Annotated in this window: 16 protein-coding genes; 8 read left to right on the top strand and 8 right to left on the bottom strand. The window is 44.9% G+C overall.

The window, feature by feature from the left end:
• Positions 1-160 precede the first annotated feature (160 nt).
• Together ACS8E3_RS01190 and ACS8E3_RS01185 are read left to right on the top strand one after the other, a co-directional pair.
• Positions 161-598 (top strand): YeeE/YedE family protein, encoded by a 438-nt coding sequence (locus ACS8E3_RS01190; RefSeq protein ID WP_439240363.1) that lies wholly within the window; start codon positions 161-163, stop codon positions 596-598.
• 58 nt (positions 599-656) lie between these two features.
• Positions 657-1076: a DUF6691 family protein gene (locus ACS8E3_RS01185; RefSeq protein WP_439240361.1), complete on the top strand. Its 420-nt coding sequence runs from the start codon at positions 657-659 to the stop codon at positions 1074-1076.
• 104 nt (positions 1077-1180) lie between these two features.
• Here ACS8E3_RS01185 and ACS8E3_RS01180 read toward each other — a convergent pair whose 3' ends face one another.
• Positions 1181-2845 (bottom strand): AMP-binding protein, encoded by a 1665-nt coding sequence (locus ACS8E3_RS01180; protein WP_439240359.1) that lies wholly within the window; start codon positions 2843-2845, stop codon positions 1181-1183.
• A gap of 318 nt (positions 2846-3163) precedes the next feature.
• Here ACS8E3_RS01180 and ACS8E3_RS01175 point away from each other — a divergent pair, with 318 nt between their 5' ends.
• Both ACS8E3_RS01175 and ACS8E3_RS01170 read left to right on the top strand, forming a co-directional pair.
• Positions 3164-5320: a 2,4-dienoyl-CoA reductase FMN-binding domain-containing protein gene (locus tag ACS8E3_RS01175; protein WP_439240357.1), complete on the top strand. Its 2157-nt coding sequence runs from the start codon at positions 3164-3166 to the stop codon at positions 5318-5320.
• 211 nt (positions 5321-5531) lie between these two features.
• Complete coding sequence (locus ACS8E3_RS01170) at positions 5532-6731, top strand: serine hydrolase domain-containing protein (RefSeq protein WP_439240355.1); 1200 nt, start codon at positions 5532-5534, stop codon at positions 6729-6731.
• A 46-nt stretch (positions 6732-6777) separates the two neighbouring features.
• On the opposite strand, the gene ACS8E3_RS01165 is transcribed toward ACS8E3_RS01170, so the two are convergent.
• Positions 6778-7782: a lipoate--protein ligase gene (locus ACS8E3_RS01165; protein WP_439240353.1), complete on the bottom strand. Its 1005-nt coding sequence runs from the start codon at positions 7780-7782 to the stop codon at positions 6778-6780.
• 187 nt (positions 7783-7969) lie between these two features.
• On the opposite strand from ACS8E3_RS01165, the gene ACS8E3_RS01160 reads away from it, so the two are divergent.
• Positions 7970-8224 (top strand): DUF4282 domain-containing protein, encoded by a 255-nt coding sequence (locus tag ACS8E3_RS01160; protein ID WP_100748766.1) that lies wholly within the window; start codon positions 7970-7972, stop codon positions 8222-8224.
• Between the two features lie 168 nt (positions 8225-8392).
• Here the strand turns inward: ACS8E3_RS01160 and ACS8E3_RS01155 are convergent, their stop codons facing one another.
• The 3 genes from ACS8E3_RS01155 to ACS8E3_RS01145 all read right to left on the bottom strand — a co-directional run bounded on the left by ACS8E3_RS01155 (position 8393) and on the right by ACS8E3_RS01145 (position 12077).
• Positions 8393-9991 (bottom strand): GMC oxidoreductase, encoded by a 1599-nt coding sequence (locus ACS8E3_RS01155; RefSeq protein ID WP_439240351.1) that lies wholly within the window; start codon positions 9989-9991, stop codon positions 8393-8395.
• 217 nt (positions 9992-10208) lie between these two features.
• Complete coding sequence (locus tag ACS8E3_RS01150; RefSeq protein WP_439240349.1) at positions 10209-10628, bottom strand: hypothetical protein; 420 nt, start codon at positions 10626-10628, stop codon at positions 10209-10211.
• 96 nt (positions 10629-10724) lie between these two features.
• The gene (locus ACS8E3_RS01145) at positions 10725-12077 is read right to left on the bottom strand and encodes a lysine N(6)-hydroxylase/L-ornithine N(5)-oxygenase family protein (protein WP_439240346.1); all 1353 of its coding nucleotides are present in this window, start codon (positions 12075-12077) and stop codon (positions 10725-10727) included.
• A 393-nt stretch (positions 12078-12470) separates the two neighbouring features.
• Here ACS8E3_RS01145 and trpB point away from each other — a divergent pair, with 393 nt between their 5' ends.
• Positions 12471-13697, top strand: a complete 1227-nt coding sequence (trpB, locus tag ACS8E3_RS01140) for a tryptophan synthase subunit beta (protein ID WP_439240669.1) — start codon at positions 12471-12473, stop codon at positions 13695-13697.
• A 39-nt stretch (positions 13698-13736) separates the two neighbouring features.
• On the opposite strand, the gene ACS8E3_RS01135 is transcribed toward trpB, so the two are convergent.
• A complete protein-coding gene (locus tag ACS8E3_RS01135; RefSeq protein WP_439240345.1) occupies positions 13737-14462 on the bottom strand; it encodes a YidX family protein in 726 nt (241 codons plus the stop codon).
• A 239-nt stretch (positions 14463-14701) separates the two neighbouring features.
• Between ACS8E3_RS01135 and ACS8E3_RS01130 the strand changes: the two genes are divergently transcribed.
• Positions 14702-16075: an outer membrane protein transport protein gene (locus tag ACS8E3_RS01130; protein ID WP_439240343.1), complete on the top strand. Its 1374-nt coding sequence runs from the start codon at positions 14702-14704 to the stop codon at positions 16073-16075.
• Between the two features lie 222 nt (positions 16076-16297).
• Here ACS8E3_RS01130 and ACS8E3_RS01125 read toward each other — a convergent pair whose 3' ends face one another.
• On the bottom strand, positions 16298-17431 hold the full coding sequence (locus ACS8E3_RS01125) for a hypothetical protein (protein ID WP_439240340.1): 1134 nt from the start codon (positions 17429-17431) through the stop codon (positions 16298-16300).
• 396 nt (positions 17432-17827) lie between these two features.
• On the opposite strand from ACS8E3_RS01125, the gene nemA reads away from it, so the two are divergent.
• Complete coding sequence (gene nemA, locus ACS8E3_RS01120; RefSeq protein WP_439240338.1) at positions 17828-18940, top strand: alkene reductase; 1113 nt, start codon at positions 17828-17830, stop codon at positions 18938-18940.
• 130 nt (positions 18941-19070) lie between these two features.
• On the opposite strand, the gene ACS8E3_RS01115 is transcribed toward nemA, so the two are convergent.
• Positions 19071-20372, bottom strand: a complete 1302-nt coding sequence (locus ACS8E3_RS01115; protein WP_439240336.1) for a BaiN/RdsA family NAD(P)/FAD-dependent oxidoreductase — start codon at positions 20370-20372, stop codon at positions 19071-19073.
• Between the last annotated feature and the right edge of the window lie 370 nt (positions 20373-20742).

Below are 20742 nucleotides of genomic sequence, written 5' to 3'. Positions count from 1 at the left end.
GCTTACATGCTTCATATTGAAGAATATAACCGTCAATAACTCAAGAATTTAAAAAATACTGAGCCTGTTAACGCAGTCGCTCAGTATTTTTTTGGCTATTTATTATATTTTAATATATAATGTATTTATGTAATATAAACTGGTTTTTGGATTTCTCATTATGGGTATACAAATAGATTGGCAAGCTTTTACGCCTATTTCCTTGGTAGGCGGTCTCATGCTAGGTGTGGCGACGGTCATCTTGCTCTTGGGTATTGGTCGTATAGCCGGTATTAGTGGAATTACCTCCAGCTTACTAAAGCCAAAGCGCGTTGAGATATGGCAAGTGCTGTTTGTTGCAGGTTTAATCCTCTCACCTTTACTCTATAGCGCGTTCAGACCCTTGCCGGATATAGAAATCAGCACCTCTTTACCGCTACTCATTGCGGCAGGATTACTAGTCGGTTTTGGCACGCGCCTAGGCTCAGGTTGCACGAGTGGTCACGGCATCTGCGGCAATGCGCGCTTGTCACCACGTTCGATGGTAGCCACAGCGACTTTTATGGCGTTTGGTATTATCACTGTGTTCATCGGTCGGCAAGTATTAGGTTTGATTTAAATAGCTTTTATACCTAAAAATCTTTAATAAAAAAGAATATAAATAGCGAGAACGAACTATGCTAAAAAATATCATTGCCTTACTAACAGGATTATTATTTGGTTTGGGACTGCTGATATCAGGCATGACTGACCCAGTTAAGGTGCAAGGATTCTTAGACGTCTTTGGCGCTTGGGATATCTCACTGGCCTTAGTGATGGGCGGCGGCCTTGCTGTCGCTATCGTTGGCGTACAGTTGGCTAGGCGGCAGCGCAATAGCTGGGTAGGAGATGAGATTGAGATGCCCACTAAAACCAAGATTACCAACAGACTGATCATAGGCGCGATGCTATTTGGTATCGGTTGGGGTTTGGTCGGTATTTGTCCTGGTCCAGGTGTCGTGCTACTTGGTACGGGGCAATGGCAGGCTTATGTGTTTATCCCTGCGATGCTAGTCGGGATGCTGGCATTTCAGTGGCTTGAGCCAAAATTGAGTTGATATTTACGCTTTGCAAACTATTCGTCCGTTAACAGTAAAAAGCTCAGTCTAAGACAATTAGACTGAGCTTTATTGTTTAGCATTAATAAGTATTTTGTAGAGTGCTATTCGGAGCTAGCCGTCACTTTTGACGTCTCATGGGCTAAAGATTTAGCCGCTTGACGTAGCTCAAACTTTTGTACTTTACCGGTACTGGTCTTCGGAATTTCAGCAAAGATAATATATTTGGGCACTTTAAAGCCTGCCAAATGCTGCTTGCAGTGTGCCATGACGGTATCGCGCTGTAAGGTGCTGCCCTCGTGAATCTCGATAAAGGCAACGGGTACTTCGCCCCACTTGTCGTGAGGGGCGGCAACGATAGCACAGCTTTGCACTGCAGGTAGCTTGTATAAAACGTTTTCGATCTCGATGCTAGAGATATTCTCTCCGCCTGAGATAATAATGTCTTTGAGCCTATCCATGATTTTGATATATCCATCAGGATATTTAACGCCCAAGTCGCCGGTGCGAAACCAACCGTCTTTAAGCGCTGCATCAGTGGCTTTGCGACTTTTTAGATAGCCTTTCATCACCATGTTGCCGCGCAGAGCCAGCTCGCCCATCTCTTCGCCATTGGCTTCGACAGGATCAGTGGTCCCTTGTTTAAAGACGTCGAACCCTGTCATTAAGTGCGAGACGACGCCTTGACGCGATTTCTTTTGTGCGCGTTCAGTGACGTCCATATCTTGCCATTCAGGCTGCTCAGCGCAAACGGTGACAGGACCATAGACTTCGGTCAAGCCATAAACATGGGTGATATCAAAATCCATCGCTTCCATCGCTGCTAGCATCGTTTCAGACGGCGGCGCGCCTGCGACCCAGCCTTTGACTTTATGGTTAATCGCGTCTTTGTGCTCAGTTTTGCCGCCCGCTATCATATTGTGCACCACAGGCGCGGCGCAGTAATGAGTCACTTGATGTTTAGCGATCAATTGCAAAATTAGATCGGCATCAATCTGCCGCAGGCAAACATTGACGCCCGCGCGCTCGGCGATAGTCCAAGGGAAACACCAGCCATTACAATGAAATAGCGGTAGCGTCCATAGATACATGGGATGCTTAGGCATATCCCAGTCCAAGATATTAGACAGCGCATTGAGCGTCGCGCCGCGATGATGATAGACCACGCCCTTTGGCTTGCCAGTCGTGCCAGAAGTATAATTCAGCGATATAGCTTCCCATTCATCCTCAGGTCTCTCCCAGTTATCCAAACCATCTGAGCTGGCAATAAGCTCTTCATAACTCATGTGCCCAAAGCGCTCCACATCGACAGCCTTATCTGTAGCGTGAATGACAATTAGATTAGGAAAAGTCTCATCAATAATCTCAGCTAGATCGGCAAATTCGCTATCCATAATCAGCACTTTGGCCTCAGAATGCTGCACACAAAAGGTCAAGGCGTTGATATCGAGTCTGGTATTTAGCGTACACAGCACGCCACCTGACATCGGTATGCCAAAGGCAGCTTCAACCATGGCTGGGGTGTTGGGCATCATGACCGCTACCGTATCATTTTTATCGATACCGAGTTTGCGCAGACCATCTGATAACTGACGGCAGCGCTCAAAGGTTTCACCCCAAGTCTGCACCAGATCATTATGCTCAAAATCATCATAAATAATGGCAGTTTTGTCAGGATAAACTTGCGCGCTACGAATGATAAAATCGATAGGAGTAAGCGGCTGATAGTTAGCAGAAGTTTTACTGAGGCCAGTATGGAAGTCAGTCATAGTGATAGTCCTTTATCTTATTGCGGGTTTAGCTATGATTTTCATAAAATTTTAGTGATGGCTTGTTTTTGCCAATTAAGTTTTTGTCAATTAAAGACTCATTTATTATAGCCAAAGACAGTGCAAAAGTCGGCTAGATTTGTAAGGAGTGCTTGTCTCAAGACACTCTAGATGATTGTTAACTAGCTTGTGCTCACTCATCAGTCGCCTGCCGCCATAGCTGACTACAAAGCGGGTGTGTTACGATAGCAGCCATATAAAGTTTAGCTATTTTACCCTATTAACTCCTCATCAACCTGTATCTACAAGGATCGTCACATGAGCGCCAGCAGCACTGAGAATCGCAAAGCCAGCAGTAGCAACACCATTAATACCGCCAATAGTAATGAACACTATCCGCATCTCTTTGAGCCGCTAGACTTAGGTTTTACCTCACTGAAAAACCGCTTAGTAATGGGCTCTATGCACACCGGCTTAGAAGATCGCTTCTACAATTATGGCAAGCTTACCGCCTACTTTGAAGAGCGCGCCAAAGGCGGGGTGGCAATGATGATCACCGGCGGTATCTCGCCTAATCGTGAAGGTTGGCTGCTTCCTGCTGGCGGCACCATGAATACCAAGATGGACGTTATCAATCATCAACGCGTTACCCGCGCGGTGCACAAGCATGACAGCAAGATCATTATGCAAATCCTGCACAGCGGTCGCTATGGTTATCATCCGTTTATCGTCTCATCTAGTCCAATCAAATCACCGATTACCCCGTTTAAACCACGTAAAATGAGCGTAAAAAATATTGAGCAAACGGTCGAAGACTATGCACGCTCAGCGAAACTGGCCAAGCAAGCGGGCTATGATGGCGTTGAGATCATGGGCTCAGAGGGCTACTTACTTAATCAGTTTTTATCGCGTCATGTCAATCAGCGCAGCGATCAATATGGTGGCGATATCAATGGCCGTATGAAGTTTGCCGTCGATGTGGTCAAAGCAGTGCGCAAAGCTGTTGGCGAAGACTTTATCATCGTCTTTCGCTTATCCGTCATCGATCTGGTCAAAGATGGCAACGTCATGGACGAAGTCATCACTGTCGCCAAAGCGTTAGAAGCTGCTGGCGTGAACATTATGAACACCGGTATTGGCTGGCATGAAGCGCGCGTCCCGACGATTGTCACTAGCGTGCCGCGCGCGGCTTTTGTCGATTTCACCGCTGAGATCAAAAAACACATCAGTATCCCGATGATGGCGGCCAACCGTATCAATATGCCGGATACGGCAGAGGGTATCGTCGCTAATGGTCAAGCGGATCTGATTCAAATGGCGCGTCCGTTCCTCGCCGATGCGCACTGGGTCAATAAAGCCGAAAAGGGCCAAGCCGATCGTATCAATACGTGCATCGCCTGTAACCAAGCCTGCCTTGATCATACTTTTGAGAATAAACGCTCAACTTGCTTGGTCAATCCGCAAGCTTGTCATGAGACCGAGCTGGTCTACAAAAAAACCAAAAAACCGCAAAAAGTCGCTGTCGTTGGTGGCGGTGTCGCTGGGATGTCAGCCGCTCATGTGGCAGCGCTACGCGGTCATGAGGTTACGCTATTTGAAGCGCGCGATATCTTGGGCGGTCAGTTCAACTATGCTAAAGTCATCCCGGGTAAAGAAGAGTTCTTTGAAACCATTCGCTACTATATCAATGAGCTTGAGCACTTAGGCGTTGAGATTAAGCTCAATACCAAAGTCGATAAAGCCATGCTTGAAGACGGTAAATTCCAGCATGTGATTGTCGCTACAGGCGTCGTACCGAGAAGCCTGGAAGGCAAACTAGAAGGCGCAGACCTGCCACAAGTGATTAGCTATGCTGAATTACTCTCTGGTGAGAAATCAGTTGGCGATACGGTGGCGGTCATCGGCGCTGGCGGTATTGGCTTCGATGTCAGCGAATACTTAACCGCGCGTCATGGTCAGCCGCTGCATGAGCTAGGACCTGAAACCTTAAAAGATCCAAGCTATCGCCCTGAGCCGCAGTCTATTGAGGAGTGGCGCGAAGAATGGGGCGTCACTGACGATACCAACTATCAAAGCGAAGGCGGTCTCATCAAACCTGAAGGAATTACACCGATTCGCCAAGTTTATCTGATGCAGCGCACCAAAGGTCGCTTGGGCGCAGGACTTAATAAAACTTCAGGTTGGGTACATCGTGCACATATCAAGTCACATGGCGTTATTCAAGTGGCGGGCGTGCAGTACGAAAAAATCACTAACGAAGGCATTTGGGTGACTAATCCGCAAGGCCAAAGCCAATTATTACGTGTCGATAGCGTAGTGGTCTGCGCCGGTCAAGAGTCAGTCGTAGAGCTGATGCCAAACGTCGGTGACGCGCCAGATGCGCAGTATCATCTAATTGGTGGCGCAAAACTGGCCGCTGAGCTGGATGCCAAACGTGCCATTCGTGATGGGGCAGAGGTTGCGGTGCAGATTTAGGGTTTTAATTGTTTAGGTTAAATGACGAGGCGGCGAGATTGATTATCTCGCCGTTTTTTTATTTTAAAATTTGCATTTAGTGAAAGTTTAATATTTCAGGTTCTAAGTTTATAAAAACCACCGTCCAAAACATCCCATCCATGATAAATTAAACCTTACCCGCGATACTCAATCGCATCCCTCACTCATGCCATAAAAAAAGGATTTTATAATGGTCGTGTTAAAGACCCTGTTTAAATGGATTATTTTACCAATCATAGCGCTACTGATTATTATCAGCTTAGGTCTAGTAGTGACGGGGAATGCTTATATTTTTCGTGGTTTGCAGCTGACTTACCTTAAAGGTGAAGCCACAGCCAATATCGATGATTATATCGATTTTGATAATCGCACCATTCGCGCCAGTGATCCTATCCTTTGGGAAAAAGACCCTAATTTCGGTCAAGTCGCCCTCACGCCTACTTTACAAGGTGCCTTAGATGCCGATGAGACGGTGGCCTTTGCCATTATCAAAGACGGCAATCTGGTGTACGAAAACTATTGGCAAGATTACGATACTAATTCGCATACCAACAGCTTTTCGATGGCAAAAACTGTCACCACCATACTGTATCTTAAAGCCGTAGAAGATGGATATATCAGTAGTGTCGATGAACCGATTACTAAGTGGCTGCCAGAATATGCAGACAGCGAGTACGCACAGAATTGTACCCTTGCGGATTTCTCAGCGATGACCTCAGGCTATGACTGGACCGAGGATTATTACTTTCCGATTAACCCAACCGCCGAGTCCTATTACGGTCATGACTTGGTCAAGCAAATGGTCAATCGTGACTTCGTTGAGCCATGCGGTGGTCAGTTTGAGTACTCATCAGGCGATACGCAGATGCTAGGTATTGCATTATCAAGAGCGCTTGCGCCGCAAGGTTATACGGTATCAAGCTATTTGCAAGAGAAGTTTTGGCAACCATTAGGCATGCAAGGCGATGGCTATTGGTCGCTTGATGGCGCTGAGAATATTGAAAAAGTATACTGCTGCTTGAATGCCAGCGCTTTAGATTTTGCTAAGTTTGGGCAATTATTATTGAACGGTGGTGAATGGCAAGGTGAGCAACTGCTTAGCAAAGAGCATGTTGAGTTTATGGTTACGCCCAATAGCCAAGCCTTTGTAGAAGGGCAAACGCCAATATATGGACACTCAGTGTGGACCGATATGGACAGTCCGATACCTTATTACGCGATGCTGGGGCATTTAGGGCAGCGCGTGCTAGTGCTACCAGAAGAGAATGCTATTATCGTTAGATTAGGGAAGCAAAAGGGCTTACCAACGCCAGTAGCGGGCTTTCATCTAGAGCCAGATTTGGGTCAGTATGTGACTGAGGTGAAGGCTGTTTTGGATGGTTTGAAGTAAGAATAGCAGCGGTCATAAGCTTATAGTTCGCTTATAACCGCAAAACCTAAACTTCCATCTCATCAAGCAACCACTCAGAAACATCATCAACTTGCGCGGCCAACTCAGTATGCACTTTGGCTAGCTCATCAAGCTTAGCTTTTACCTCACTTCGATTATATTTAATGTCCGTCAGCGTTTCTTTTAATAGCTCGATCAATTCCACATTTAAAGCATCAGAGAAGATGACAGCATCAGTAATCAAGGCTTGCTGAACATCCATATGTAAATCAATAATACCCCAATCAAAACGAGTCTCGATATGATGGCTAAATTGTGGCGTCTTACCAAAGCGCCAATCCCAATCGGCCATTTGTTGATAGTATTTATTCAGGTTAGGCTGCTTGGCGAGACTGGCTTCATCCAACTCTTCTACGGGCGTAGTGTCGCCATAATACTCACAAAACGCTTCGATAATAGCCTCAGATAAAGTCTCATGATTAATATCTTCGTTAAACTCTTTTAAGTTAGCCACACGAGAACGCACCGATTTAATGCCTTTGGCTTTAAGCTTCAATGGATGCGGATTGAGATAATCGCCCAGCTTTTGCATATTGGCGTTCACCAGCAACGTGCCGTGATGAAAGCTACGATCCGCCGCATGTTTAAAGGCGCTGCCTGATATTTTCTTATCACCGACTTGCATGTCGTTACGCCCAGATAACTCAGCGTCTATGCCAAATTTTTTTAGCGCATTAATAATGATGGTAAAGTTCGCTTCTTGGTCGTAATCGTCTTTGGGCGATAAAAAAGTAAAGTTGGTATTGCCCAAATCATGAAACACCGCGCCACCGCCACTCTGACGCCGCGCCAAAAACACCTCGTCGGCTTCCATCTTATCGATTTTGCATTCTACCCACGGATTTTGCGAGCGTCCAATGACTACGGTCTCGCTATTGCGCCATAAAAATAATGTGTGCGAGTCGGGATTGAGCGTATTAAATATCCAATCCTCGGTCGCAAGGTTAAACCAAGGGTTAGTCACGGCAGACTTTAAGATGCGCAGTTTCATTTTTTGTCCTTTTTTAATTATAAGAAAGTAATATGAAAATTAACTCGGGTTTAAGTGGACTTATGTCTTTAAATAGATTGTTTTGTTAATTTTTATAGGTATAATATTGCTATAAAGTAACGCTCAATATTAAACTTTATTTTATCATTAGCTTTAGCAACCCACATTCCATTTAGGACATTAGACCATGAATTCGCTATTATCATTTGATTCTTTTATTACACCCAGAGTTATCACTATTATATATTGGTTGTCCCTTTTTGCCGTTTTTGTTGGCGGCATTAGTGTGATGTTCTCAGGTATGGGCGCGGCAGGGTTCTTTGCAGGGTTAATGGTTATGGTATTTGGTGCCATTTCTGTCAGAGTTTATTGCGAGCTTATCATGGTTATCTTTCGCAATAATAAATACTTAAAGACAATCAGCGAGAAGAGTCAACTGTAGACAAGCGCTTGGAAAATGTTCGGTCTTAATAGACAGTGCCTAGGGTGGGTTAGCTCAAGCGTAATCCGCCGTTTAAGATTAAATATAACTTTTAGTAGGTAAGAGGGTCTTTACAGAACCTAAAAAAACGCCCTAAAGAGCGTTTTTCATCTATCTAGTCCCAACTCACTACCCAAAATCTTCCTTCAAAATAGCCGTCATATTCCGCTCAGCAAGTCCGGTGATAAATACATACGGATTAACGCCAGCACTACCCGGGATTAACGCGCCGTCTTGCACATAGATATTTTTATGCCCTTTGACGCGACCAAATTCATCGGTTGCCAAGCCTAATACACAGCCACCAAGCGGGTGATAACAAAAGTCATCGCCGAAGCCTTTGGTAAATAGTAGGCTAGAGGTCGCGCCGCCGTTTACTTTAGCGAGCTTTTCGATCAGCTCTTTAGCAGCATTTACCGAGTACTCGTTTTGCTTACGTTTCCAGTTGAGCTTGACCGTTTGCGTGGCTTTGTCATAGTAATAATTACCGCGTTCAGGATTGTCAGTGATGGCAAGATAGAGCGTTGTCCACGTTTCAAGTCCCAATGGCAGGGGCGCAAGTTCGGCAAATATTTTATACTTAGAGCCGTCTCTATCGCCGTCCCACATATTGATGCCTTTGACGGGGATGGTGGATTGGGTCGTGCCCGCCGCATGCACAAAATTGCGCCCCGTCATGATGTTGCCGTTTGGCCCCCAGTGCTGTCCGATGTGTTCGTTTAGCTTATTAAGTTTGCCTTCAGCTTGGCTTTTAAGCAGTAGCTCTGAGGTGCCAGTACTGCCTGCATTAAGAAATAACTTGTCGCAGGTATAATGCTCAACTTTATCAATGCCGCCAGTAGTATTGATGACATGAACTTCTAATCTGAGTTGCTCATTATCGAGCGCTTGAATGCTATTAACTTTGCGTAGAGTTTTTACGGTGACGTTGCCCGTTGCTTCAGCGTCTTTGAGATAGGTTAAATCGAGTGAGAACTTGCCCGCGTTATTGCCATAGATGACTTCGCCGCCCAATCCCGATTTATAGACTTCACCTTTGGCTTCACGTTGCATATAATCAAAGTCGTAGCTATTACCGAAAAACTCGGTTTTAAGTCCTGCTCGTTCAGCTTGGCGTTCAGCGGCGCGAGTGAATTCGTAATGCTCGGATTGATTAAAAAAAGATTCAGGAATTTGACTGACTTTTAATTCCTTCATTGCGCGCGGAAAGTAAGTGTCGTACATCTCATCACTATTAATCCATGGAAAGACGGCTTCAAAATGCGAGCGTCTTGGGGCAATGGCAATCGCGCCATTGACGATAGAGCCGCCACCATAAGCGCGACCAGCGAAGACTTTCATCTCATCGTATTCAATTAAATCTAACACCCCAGGATATTTTCTGATAGGAATTGGAATCGGGATAGGGGCATTTGGCATATTGCTAAACCAGCTTGAGCGTTTATCGGCAGTAATCATTTTGCAAAAAGTATCATGCTCAGGCGTTCTATCCCAGCGCATACCCATCTCTAAAATCAATACTTTATGACCTTGTTCGCTCAATCGCAGCGCTGATACCGCGCCGCCATAACCACTACCGACGATGATATTATCAAAGTGTCCCGCCTCAGTGATGGTGCTAGGTAGTTTTTGCCGTCCAGGGAGGGTTTGGCAGCCACTCATAGAAGCCGTAGCGCTGACCGTGGCGACCCCTAAGCCCATAGATTTGATAAATTTGCGTCTTTGCATGCTCGCTCTAACCTTAAACGTTTGTTTCGACGAGGCTAGTTTAGCAAACTATTTTTTCTCTATTGTGTCACTAACGCTACCTAGACCATCTGGAGTAAAAAGTTATTTCTCTAGTAAAAGCTCTTATTATTTACTTTTGCGCTAGATAACAAAAAGCTGAACCTAAGCTGAGCCTATTTTTAAAATTGCGGTCTTTCAGCTCCACGTGAGAGAATTATTACTCAGAACAAATCTCCCACTGAGATTTTTTGCTTAAGTAGCACTCTAAGACCTCTTTGCCAGACTCTGCATAAGCTTGGCTGACTATTTTCTGGTTAGAGGGTAGGCGATATCTGATAATAGCAGGCTCATCATTGACGGTGGTTGTCCAGCCTGTGAGGTTATTATTGTCATCATAATCTGCACTGTTTGAGGTCGCCATTTTACCGAATCCTGGCAAGTTGTAGTCAACCTGCTTAAAGGCGTAGCTCATCGCTGCTCCTTCCGCACCGTCATACTGGCAAGTGAGGTTTTTTTGCAGTTTATCTTGCTTATAAACATAGCAAGTGGTTTCACCCGAAAACTGTCCAACAGCGCAAAACCCTGCTGTCGCTACCGACATAGTGCCTATAAATAAAGCTATTTTTTGAGTGACCATAATTCATCCCTAAAATTCTATGATTAAAATTAATTATACTATTTTAGTAAACAATTATTTGCAAATAACATATTTAATTTTTATCATTAAAATCTATTACCCTGACCCAAAAGTTTGAAAAACCTGCAAAGATTGCGTGTCATAAACAGACTTACCAGCCAATTGATTGATAATACACCCTGATCGATAAGCGCCGAGACCTAGATCGCCAGCGCCAACGCCGTGCGTATGGGTTTCTTGATTTTGCACAAAGATTTTACCTGTGTTTTTAGCATTATGACTAGGGTCTTTATAGCTCAAGGTATAGTTGCGATTGATTTTTGGTTGACCAAACTCATCGTATTCGATGTCAGCTAGCAAGGTATTCAAGCACGCTGGCAGGCCATCTTTATAGCCCGTTCCTGCAATGATGCAGTCGTATTTTGCCGTAAAGGCTACGTCTTGTTCATGTTGTCTTAAATCCAAACGAATCATGTTAGGATTATCAGGGTCAAACTCAGCCGCTAATAGTTCGCAGTTGGAGGTAATCGAAGAGTAAGTGGGCTGATTACCAATGCTACGCTCATAGAGCTTGTGATAAATATCAACAATGGTAGGAAAACCTATACCTTTATGCAAAAGATCTTGCTCAGCCACTACGTTAACTTTGGTAGGCGTCTTTAGACTATGAAAATAATCAATATAAGCGGGGCTAAAATGCTCAAGCCCTAAAGGCGCATACTCCATAGGAAAAAATCCTGCTGAGCGCGTCATCCAGTCAAGCTGAAATCTAGGCGCATCATGCTCGTTTAACTGGCGCTCAAACAGTGCGCGATAAACTTCGGCTGAGGACTGGCCTGAGCCTAATACGAGAACTTTAGGCAGCTGATCGCTACGGGCAATCTGATCCAAGTCAAAATTGTTAGCATAGTCAGCGGTGTGCATACAGCGCTGCGGATTTTGCTGGGCTAGAGCATATAAAAAAGGGGGTAGGGTAGGTTTTGAGCCTGTACCTACAACGATGTTTTTTGCGGTATAAAGGTTTGTTTCGCCATGCTCGCAAACCGTCACTTCAAAACCTTGGAGGTTGGGGTCATCGCTTTGAACACGAGCGACATTGGTCACGCGTGCATCGAATACTAAGCTGTCAAGCTGCTGGGCAACCCACTGGCAGTAGAGATTATATTCTTGCCGATAAATGGCGTAGTCTTCTAAAAAGTAAAACTTAAGCAAGCGGTGCTGAGTGTGTAGATAATTTAAGAAGCTATAAGGACTGGTAGGATCAATAAGCGTAACGAGATCGGCCATAAAGGACACTTGTAGCGTGGTATGCGGCAAAATCATACTTTTGTGCCAATTAAAACTGCCTTTTTGCTCAAAAAATAGACTTTTAATCTCTGGTTGTTTGGTCAGCAGCGCTGCCAAACCTAAATCAAATGGGCCAAGGCCAATACCGATAATATCTAACATCCCGTTCCTCTATTTGACTCTATCCAGTGGCTTATAAATGATAATTTATAGTAATGCTAGAAGAAAGCGAGCAATTTTGCGTACATAGATTGTGTCTTTTTTAACCTTATAAATTTATAGTTTACAGCGTCCAAATAATGTTAGATCTAACAGTATAAAGTGCAAAATTTAACTATTTAGCCTTTATTCATACCACTACTTACCTGTGCTAGAGAGTAAGCTAATGACTGATTGTTTTTATTACAGTAGTATTCTTTTAAAGGTCAATTTGCTATAAATATAAAGGCATCAAATAGTGAATATTAAAAGAGTAGCAGCTCATTCTAAGTAGAGGTTAATAGCTAGACTGATATCTGCTTAATTCAATCAAAAAAAGGTTTGATAATGACAACAATGATTAGTGAAAACAGCAGTGATACTTACGGCTTGCACGAGTCTATTCTGCCGAGCCTTGAGGGTTTATATGGCGAGTTTGGTGGCAAAATAGAACATCCTGAGTTGGCTATCGCTATGGAGGAGATCGAAAAAGGTTTTCGTGCCATTATTCAAGACGAGGACTTCATCGCTGAGATGACTCGTCTGCGTCAGACTTATATCGGTAGGCCAAGTCCGATATTTCATGCTAAGCGCTTAACCGAGCATTGCGGCGGCGCACAGATTTATTTTAAGCGTGAAGATCTCAATCACACCGGCGCACATAAGATTAACCACTGCATAGGCGAAGTGTTATTAGCCAAAAAGTTGGGGAAAACCAAAGTCATCGCCGAAACAGGTGCGGGACAGCATGGCGTCGCATTAGCCACGGCAGCAGCGCTGATGGGGCTTGAATGTGAGATTCACATGGGCGTAATCGATATCGAAAAAGAGCATCCTAATGTCAGCCGCATGAAAATTTTGGGCGCCAAAATCGTCCCCGTATCGCGCGGTGCAGGAACGCTAAAAGAAGCAGTCGATAGCGCGTTTGAGACCTATCTTGGTGATTTAGATAACAGCATGTTTGCCATTGGATCTGCGCTCGGGCCGGCGCCTTATCCGGAAATGGTCAGCTACTTTCAGTCAGTAGTGGGACGCGAGGCGAGGGCGCAGTTCTTGGAAACGACCGGCGTACTGCCTAACAAAGTCGTCGCTTGTGTCGGCGGTGGCTCGAATGCTATTGGTATCTTTAGCGGGTTTTTAGGCGATGAGAGCGTCGAAAAAGTCGGGGTAGAGCCAGCAGGCGAAGGATTAGAGACGCCCAATCATGCGGCGACCATGACACTTGGTACTAAAGGTGCGATTCACGGTTTTAAGTGTTATGTACTACTAGATAAAGATGGCGAGCCTGCACCTGTGCATTCGATTGCCTCCGGTCTTGATTATCCTGGAGTGGGGCCACAGCACTCACTTCTGCGCGATATGGGCTTAGCGACTTATGAGACGGCAACGGATGCCGAATGTTTAGACGCGTTTATGGCGTTATCACGACTTGAGGGGATTATTCCTGCACTAGAAACCGCTCATGCGATTGCGTATGCTATGAGAGTGGCGAAGAATATGTCGCCTGATAAGACTATCCTAGTCAATTTATCAGGGCGCGGTGACAAGGATATTGATTTCATTTTGGATAAGGTGAATTTGTAGATTCATTGTGCAATAAATCTTGTCAACCAACCGCTATTGTTAATGAAGACCTTCTACTATAATCAGCTGAACCGGAAAGGTAATGATGTCAAAAGCTTTGGCGAATGGCATCAGTGCTTTTAGTCTTTTTTCTTCTGCAATAGCTTTATCTGGTTGATAATGATAGAACTTGAGGGTCGTCGGTGGGCTCAAGCGATATTGTAAAGTGTCTATATTCTCTACAGCAGGTGCCAGGGTAACGGGCAGCCGCCACAAGTTTTTTGTGCAGCGGGTCATGCCTCCGGCAAAGCCATCGTGACAAGTGAAATCAAACCCTTCAAGCTTAGCAGTTTCACCTGCAGCTAGCAGATGTGTTGGCTTTTCAAACCATAATATGGTGGCGATACAGCCTTGTACTGAAGTGCAGCCCTCTTCTCCTACTCGTATTCTAAAATAGGGCGCATCAAATGCTGGCATCGGTTTGAAAGAAAAATAAGCCAAATCGACGTAGTCTAAAATATCCGTCAACTCACTATCTCTATTGGTGCTCTGTACCAAATAGCTGCGCTTTTCTCCGGCAAACACTAGCGTATTATCGACGCCTTCGATAGGCGAGCTGGGCTTGCCAACAGCAATTAAAGTATCAGTCAACGTCTCATTGGCCACCCATTTAGCATCCTCCTGCTTCATCAACTGATAATCGAGCTTTTCTGTCGCAATACAGCCGCTTAAGCTTAAGGCTAAAACGCTAGCTAAAAGTATTCTTGAGCTGGAAGTTGAAATCATTTTTTCCTACTGAGTAAGATGACTGATAATAAAAAGGTTAAGTCTTTGAAAGTGAGTACTACTAAAAATGGTGCTACCTTCTAAATATAAAACTTATAAGGGTGATGATATTGACACTGGTATATTGACAATAGTTAACATTCTCTATTTAATCAAGAAATGAATTTTAGTCTCTATACTTTAGTTTGTTATTATTATTTTTAGAGAGTTAGTCATTTAACTGACAAAAGGATATTGTCATGACCGGTAAGTTATCTTCAAAATCAAGTTTTTCTACCACAACCTCGCGCTATCTATTGGCAACGGCTACGCTCACTGTTCTTAGCATAGCTATCAGCTCCGCCCATGCCGCAGGTATAGAATATAGCAAACAATCGGTCGCGCCGTTTTTTGAGCCGGGCAACTATGCCGAGCTGTCTTACGCTTATATCGATCCAAAAATCGAGGGGACCGATGCTACTGGCAACGATATCGATGACATGATGGATGATTTTGATTTACCAGGTGCCGCCATTAAAATAGCACCCACGCCTAATACAGCTCTAGCGGTCATTTATGAAAAACCTTTCGGTGTTGATACCGAGTACCAAGAGGGTAGTATTTTTAATAATCGCTTAGGCACGACCGAAGCGCGAGTCGAAACCACAGGCATCACCTTATTAGGTGGTGGTAAGATCATCGATAACGTTTGGCTATATGGCGGACTTGAGTATCAAAAACTTAAAGGTAAGGTGACAGGCGCTCAGCCAGTTGGGTTAACAACAGCTATCTCGCAAGTGGGCGAGGTTTTGGGCGTATCAGTGGCAGACTATTATAATTTGGTCGATAAGCAAAACGCCGGCACTATCAGCCCAAGCGAAGCTGCTACTTTAGAGACGGTAAACGGACTAGCAAACCCTGTGGCTGAATCGCCCACTTACTATACTTTAGATTTTGAAGACAAAAGTACGCTAGTACCAGTCATTGGCATGGCCTTTGAAAAACCAGAAATCGCGCTACGAGCGGCGTTGACCTATCGAGCACCCGCAAAATATAAAGTATCAGGGGTAGAGAATTTGCAAGTCGTTTTACCGACTTTCGCCGGTGGTGATGGTGTCACACCGATGCCAGCTGCTGAAGGGTTGCCTTTATCAGGCAAAACGGAAGTCAAAATGCCGCAGTCCGTTAATTTGGATTTTCAGACCGGTCTTAGCGAGGAGTATCAGTTACTAGGCATGATCAATGCGCGCTGGGTCGATTGGAGTGAGTTCAATGTGGCACCGCCATTGGCCGCTGAGTCAACGCAAGAGCCCTTAGCTGCCTATAAAAAAGACGGTTATGCCGTAGAAGTGGCGTTAGGTAAGCAGTTCAATCCAAAGCTGTCAGGCGAAGTTCGACTCGGTTATGATCATGGTACGGGTGCGCCTTTGAGCTTATTGGGACCTTATGACTCTATAAAAAGTTTAGGTCTAGGTGCTGAATACCAGCTGACATCACAGCTGAGTGTCGCGGCTGGCGCTCAGTATTTATGGTTTGAAGGAGGTCCTGTCGATACGGTAGTAGATGGTCGCGTAGCTGATATAGATGATGGCACAGGTTATGCTTTAGGCGCAAAGCTGGGCTACCACTTTTAGGTCTTAACCCTATAGGATATTTGTAATCAGTGATTGATCATGACACCTGTTTTTATTAGCAGGTGTTTTTTATGCGTTTCTTCTGTAGGGCGTGTTAAATACTCATAAATAATGAGTGCTGCTAGTTTAGCAAAGCTATGTGCTGGACTTGCAGCACACCTTAGATAGTGCTGAAGAGTCGTTTTAGCATTAGCGCCAACAAAATTGCGTGGTTAACATCACCTAATAATTATAATTGACACAAATGATGCCGCTTAAGCAGTCGCGGTTATTATTATTTTTCCATGGAGAAGGCAGAGATAAGGCTTTATTAAGTTGATAGCGCGGCGTGGCCCAGTCAGATATCTCATAACCCTCCTCATCAACCTTAGGAACCGGATAGGCTTGGTCTCGTTTGCTATTTGCCATGGCCATAAAATCCAGCAACGTACGAGCGTCTTGCGCCAAGAGACTATTGGAGCGTTTGGCGAGGTTGTGTAGTGCTTGCTCGTACTCTGGACTCACAAACTCGCTGATATCGTCATTGGTCCATTGAGTATTATCAGACCCCAAAAAGAGTACGTAACGATATAGGCTAAATAAGCGAGTGGCGTCTTGAATAAAATAACTATCTGGATACTGCTGTATATAATTCTCCCAAAAAGTCGCGCGTTCGATCAGCTGGTCAACAGAGATGGCAACCGCCGCATCATTCCAAAAGATATCTTGGTTATCGGTGGCCATGCGCTCAATAAACTCGGCTTGATCTCTAGGTAAATACGGGGCAAATAGATCTGCCATCGCCTGCAGGTCATGATGAAAAATATAAAAGCCTTCGCCTAGGTAGAGTATGCTGACGTCGGCTTTACTCTCAACTAAACTAATAAGATAACGAATGCGCGGATTAAACTGCTTTAACTGCGCTACGCTCGCTTTTTTGCCTCGCTCTAAGGTTTCGAATACATCATAAAAATTGGCATCATCCATATAGAGGTCAGTACCCAAAAACCGATCGTACATTGCTTGATATTCGCTTAACCATTGCAGTGTCTCGCTATTAATCGCGGTTGGCAAGCAAGCCTTTAACTGCCGCTGAACCCCATGAATGTCTTTGATGCTACTGCTATCATTGACGGCTTTCATAGTATCGCTGAGCTTAGTGCAAATAAGCTGATCTCTTAATTTACCTTCAGAGAGCTCGACTATAGAGGTGGTAAGCTCCTTCGGTGTTTTTGCCTCTAGTAGTGTTGGCGACTGTGAGCCCTCGTCGACTTGTACAGACGCTGGCGTGTCTGTTTGGTCGGATGATGGCGGCTGACAAGCACAGAGCAGTAGTAGGCTAGCCATCATTAGCACAGGAGTTAAGGGGTTTTGCATAAATCACTACTCACAAATACACGTTAAGCTGAACAGGCGTATAGTATTCAAAGCTCATTATTGTTATTGTCATTATTAGCGCTAGGGCCGAGTCCTATAACACCTCTAATATCTTAGTATAGTCAATCCAAGACAGAAAAAATACAGGAGCACTGGCTAGTAGTCGGAGCTATTTTAATTAGGATTAGCCTTATGCTCATAAGTTTTGTGCTAATAAACCTCATTGAATAATAACTTGTATAAGCGAAAAAATAAGTTCGATGGGCTGTTTTCGTTTGTAACGATAGATTGAATAATCCAAGCGATCCCCTATAAAGAAAACGATTTAGCTTACTTTTTAATCGGTCTGTTTTCTAAATTTTAAATCATAATCGATAACAACAAATAAGGCTTTTTATGGCACACGATAATTTATTCGAACCTATTGAAATGGGAGTGCAAACTCTCAAGAATCGCATCATTATGGCACCACTTACGCGTCTGCGGGCAGTAGAACCAGGCGATGTACCAACTGCATTAGCTAGCGAATACTATGCGCAGCGCGGCGCTAGCGCGGGACTGGTTATCACTGAAGCCACCCAAGTATCCTTTCAAGCTAAAGGCTATGCCGGTGCCCCAGGTATTCATACTGAGGATCAAGCCGTAGCGTGGAAAACTATAGTCGATAATGTCCATGCCAAAGGCGGCAAAATCGTCGCCCAGCTTTGGCATACTGGCCTTGTCGCCCATGATAGCGTGCAGCCTGATGGCAAAGCGCCTATCTCAGCTTCCGATGTCGAAGTTGGCGCTCGTACCTCACTGCGTGATAGCGATAATCAAGCCATACGCGTGGAAACCACACCGCCGCGTCCGGCAACTCTTGATGAAATTAAGCAAGTCATCAAAGACTTCGCTCATGCGACAGTCGTTGCCCGCGAAGCCGGATTTGATGGGGTAGAAGTGCATGGCGCACATGGCTATCTATTGCATCAGTTTTGGGTCGAACAAACCAATAAGCGCGATGATGAATACGGTGGTAGTAAAGAGAACCGTGCGCGTCTAACGCTCGAGGTGGTTGATGCTTGTGTTGAGGCTTGGGATAGCGATCACGTTGGTATTCGCATCTCCCCGCAAGGTACGTTTAATGGGGTAGAAGCGGGCTACGAAGAAGAAGACAATATCTGGCTCATTGAACAGATTAATAAGCGCGATCTAATGTATTTGCATCTCTCGGAGCCTGATTGGGCTGGTGGCACGCCTTATAACGATGGTTTCCGTCAGCGTATTCGCGATGCTTTTGATAATATGATTATCGCCGCGGGCGGTTATGATGCCGAAAAAGCTGAAAGAAATGTGAAGGAAGGCTATATTGATGCCGTTGCCTTTGGTCGTGACTTCATTGCCAATCCTGATTTGCCTGAGCGTATTCGTCAAGATGCACCATTGAATGAGCAGCATCCACAGACCTTTTATGGTGGCGGTGCTGAGGGCTATACGGATTATCCTTACTTAGAACAAAAGCAGGCCTAGTAGAAACATGCTGCTTTAAAGGAGTTGTCAAAAGTTTAAAACCGCGTTACTTATAAAGTAGCGCGGTTTTTTGTATGAAAAGTTACTCTAAACGGCTAAGCCATATTAGCTATGATGAGAAGAAGAAAAGCTAAACCACTTCTCCGCAAACAAAGCCGCTGGCCCAAGCCCACTGAAAGTTATAGCCGCCAAGCCAACCGGTCACATCGAGCACTTCGCCGATGAAGTACAGTCCCTCTTGCAACCTACTTTCCATAGTCTTTGACGATACCTCATCAGTATTGATGCCGCCGCGCGTGACCTCAGCGGTGCGATAGCCCTCGGTGCCAGAAGGTTTGAGCTGCCAGCCATTAATGGCTTGTCCAATTTCAGTTAAACGCTCATCTTTTATATTGGCAAGTTCGGTATCTTTGACGTCTTCCCATAGAGTTGACTGCAATGCTAGCAGTAATTTTTTGGGTAGCGCATGATCGGTATTGTCGCTTAGCACCGTGCGAATAAGCTGCTTAGGATGACGACTTTTATGAGTGAGTAATAGCGCGGTGATATCAAAATCAGGCAATAGGTTGATCTCAATAGTCTCTCCCGTGTGCCAGTAGTTCGAGAGCTGTAGCATAGCAGGGCCGGACAGGCCGCGATGAGTAAACAGCAATGGCAGCTTAAAAGAGGTACGCGTATTACTCGCCACTACAGGCAAACTGATACCCGATAGCGCCCGCAGCAGCTCGCCAGTCTTATCGGTAAAGGTAAAAGGCACGAGGCTAGCATCAATAGGCGTCAACGTATGCCCGAACTGCTGTGCTAACTCATAACCTAGGCCGCTTGCTCCTAGAGTTGGGATGGAGAGCCCACCAGTGGCGACAACTAAGGACTCGCAGCTGTACAGAGCCTGCGTAGGTTTTATACCGTCCGCTATCTCTTTCTTACTGAGCTTTTTAGTCGTGGCTATTTTAAAGCCTTTATTTTCATGACCCGCGTTGGCTACAACGTTGTCAATCTGGGTGTTAATGCGTACTTGTACACCAACAGCGGCGCATTCATCGAGTAGCATCGTCACGATATCTTTGGCTGAGTCATCACAAAATAACTGCCCATGTTCGCGCTCGTGATAGGCGATGTTGTGCGCCTCAACCATCCCAATAAATTCCCAACTGGGATAACGACTCAAAGCCGATTTACCAAAGTGCTCGTTAGCACCGATGAAATGCTCAGGCTCGACAAAGTAATTAGTAAAGTTACAGCGCCCGCCGCCTGACATTAGGATTTTTTTGCCGACTTTATTGGCGTGATCAAGCACGAGTACACGGCGACCACGCTTGCCAGCCGTTAGGGCGCAGTAGAGCCCCGAGGCTCCCGCGCCAATTATGATGACATCGAATTGACTAGCAGTAGATAACTTGACTGCTGCCGCTTGGTTTGGCATTTGGCTCATGATAATGACTTATAAAGTAGTTAGAAAACAAAGTAAAGGAATGTAAAAAGAAGCGAAGGGAGCAATTATACCATGCTCATAACTTGGGTATTTTGGCTTGTCTATTACATGTTCAACGACTCTTAGCGTATAGTCAGCTCGAAATAAAATCGATACGCTGATGTTATCGTGTAGTTGGTATAAATTTTCCTTGCGTGCTGTTATCTTTCGATGCTGCGCAAAGTTCATCCCAACCGCACTGTATCGTTTTTAAAGTGGGTCAACTATAGTAAAACGATAAATTCTAATAAATTAATATACTTTTTTATAGACAAGGAATAAGGGTTACTATAAAGTCAAAGTCACAGCATTATTTATTAGCAGCGTATTT

The sequence above is a fragment of the Psychrobacter sp. 2Y5 genome (genome assembly GCF_051847375.1).
GTDB lineage: Bacteria > Pseudomonadota > Gammaproteobacteria > Pseudomonadales > Moraxellaceae > Psychrobacter.
Note: the sequence above shows the minus strand (reverse complement) of the source record. Positions and strands in the feature narration are given on the sequence as shown.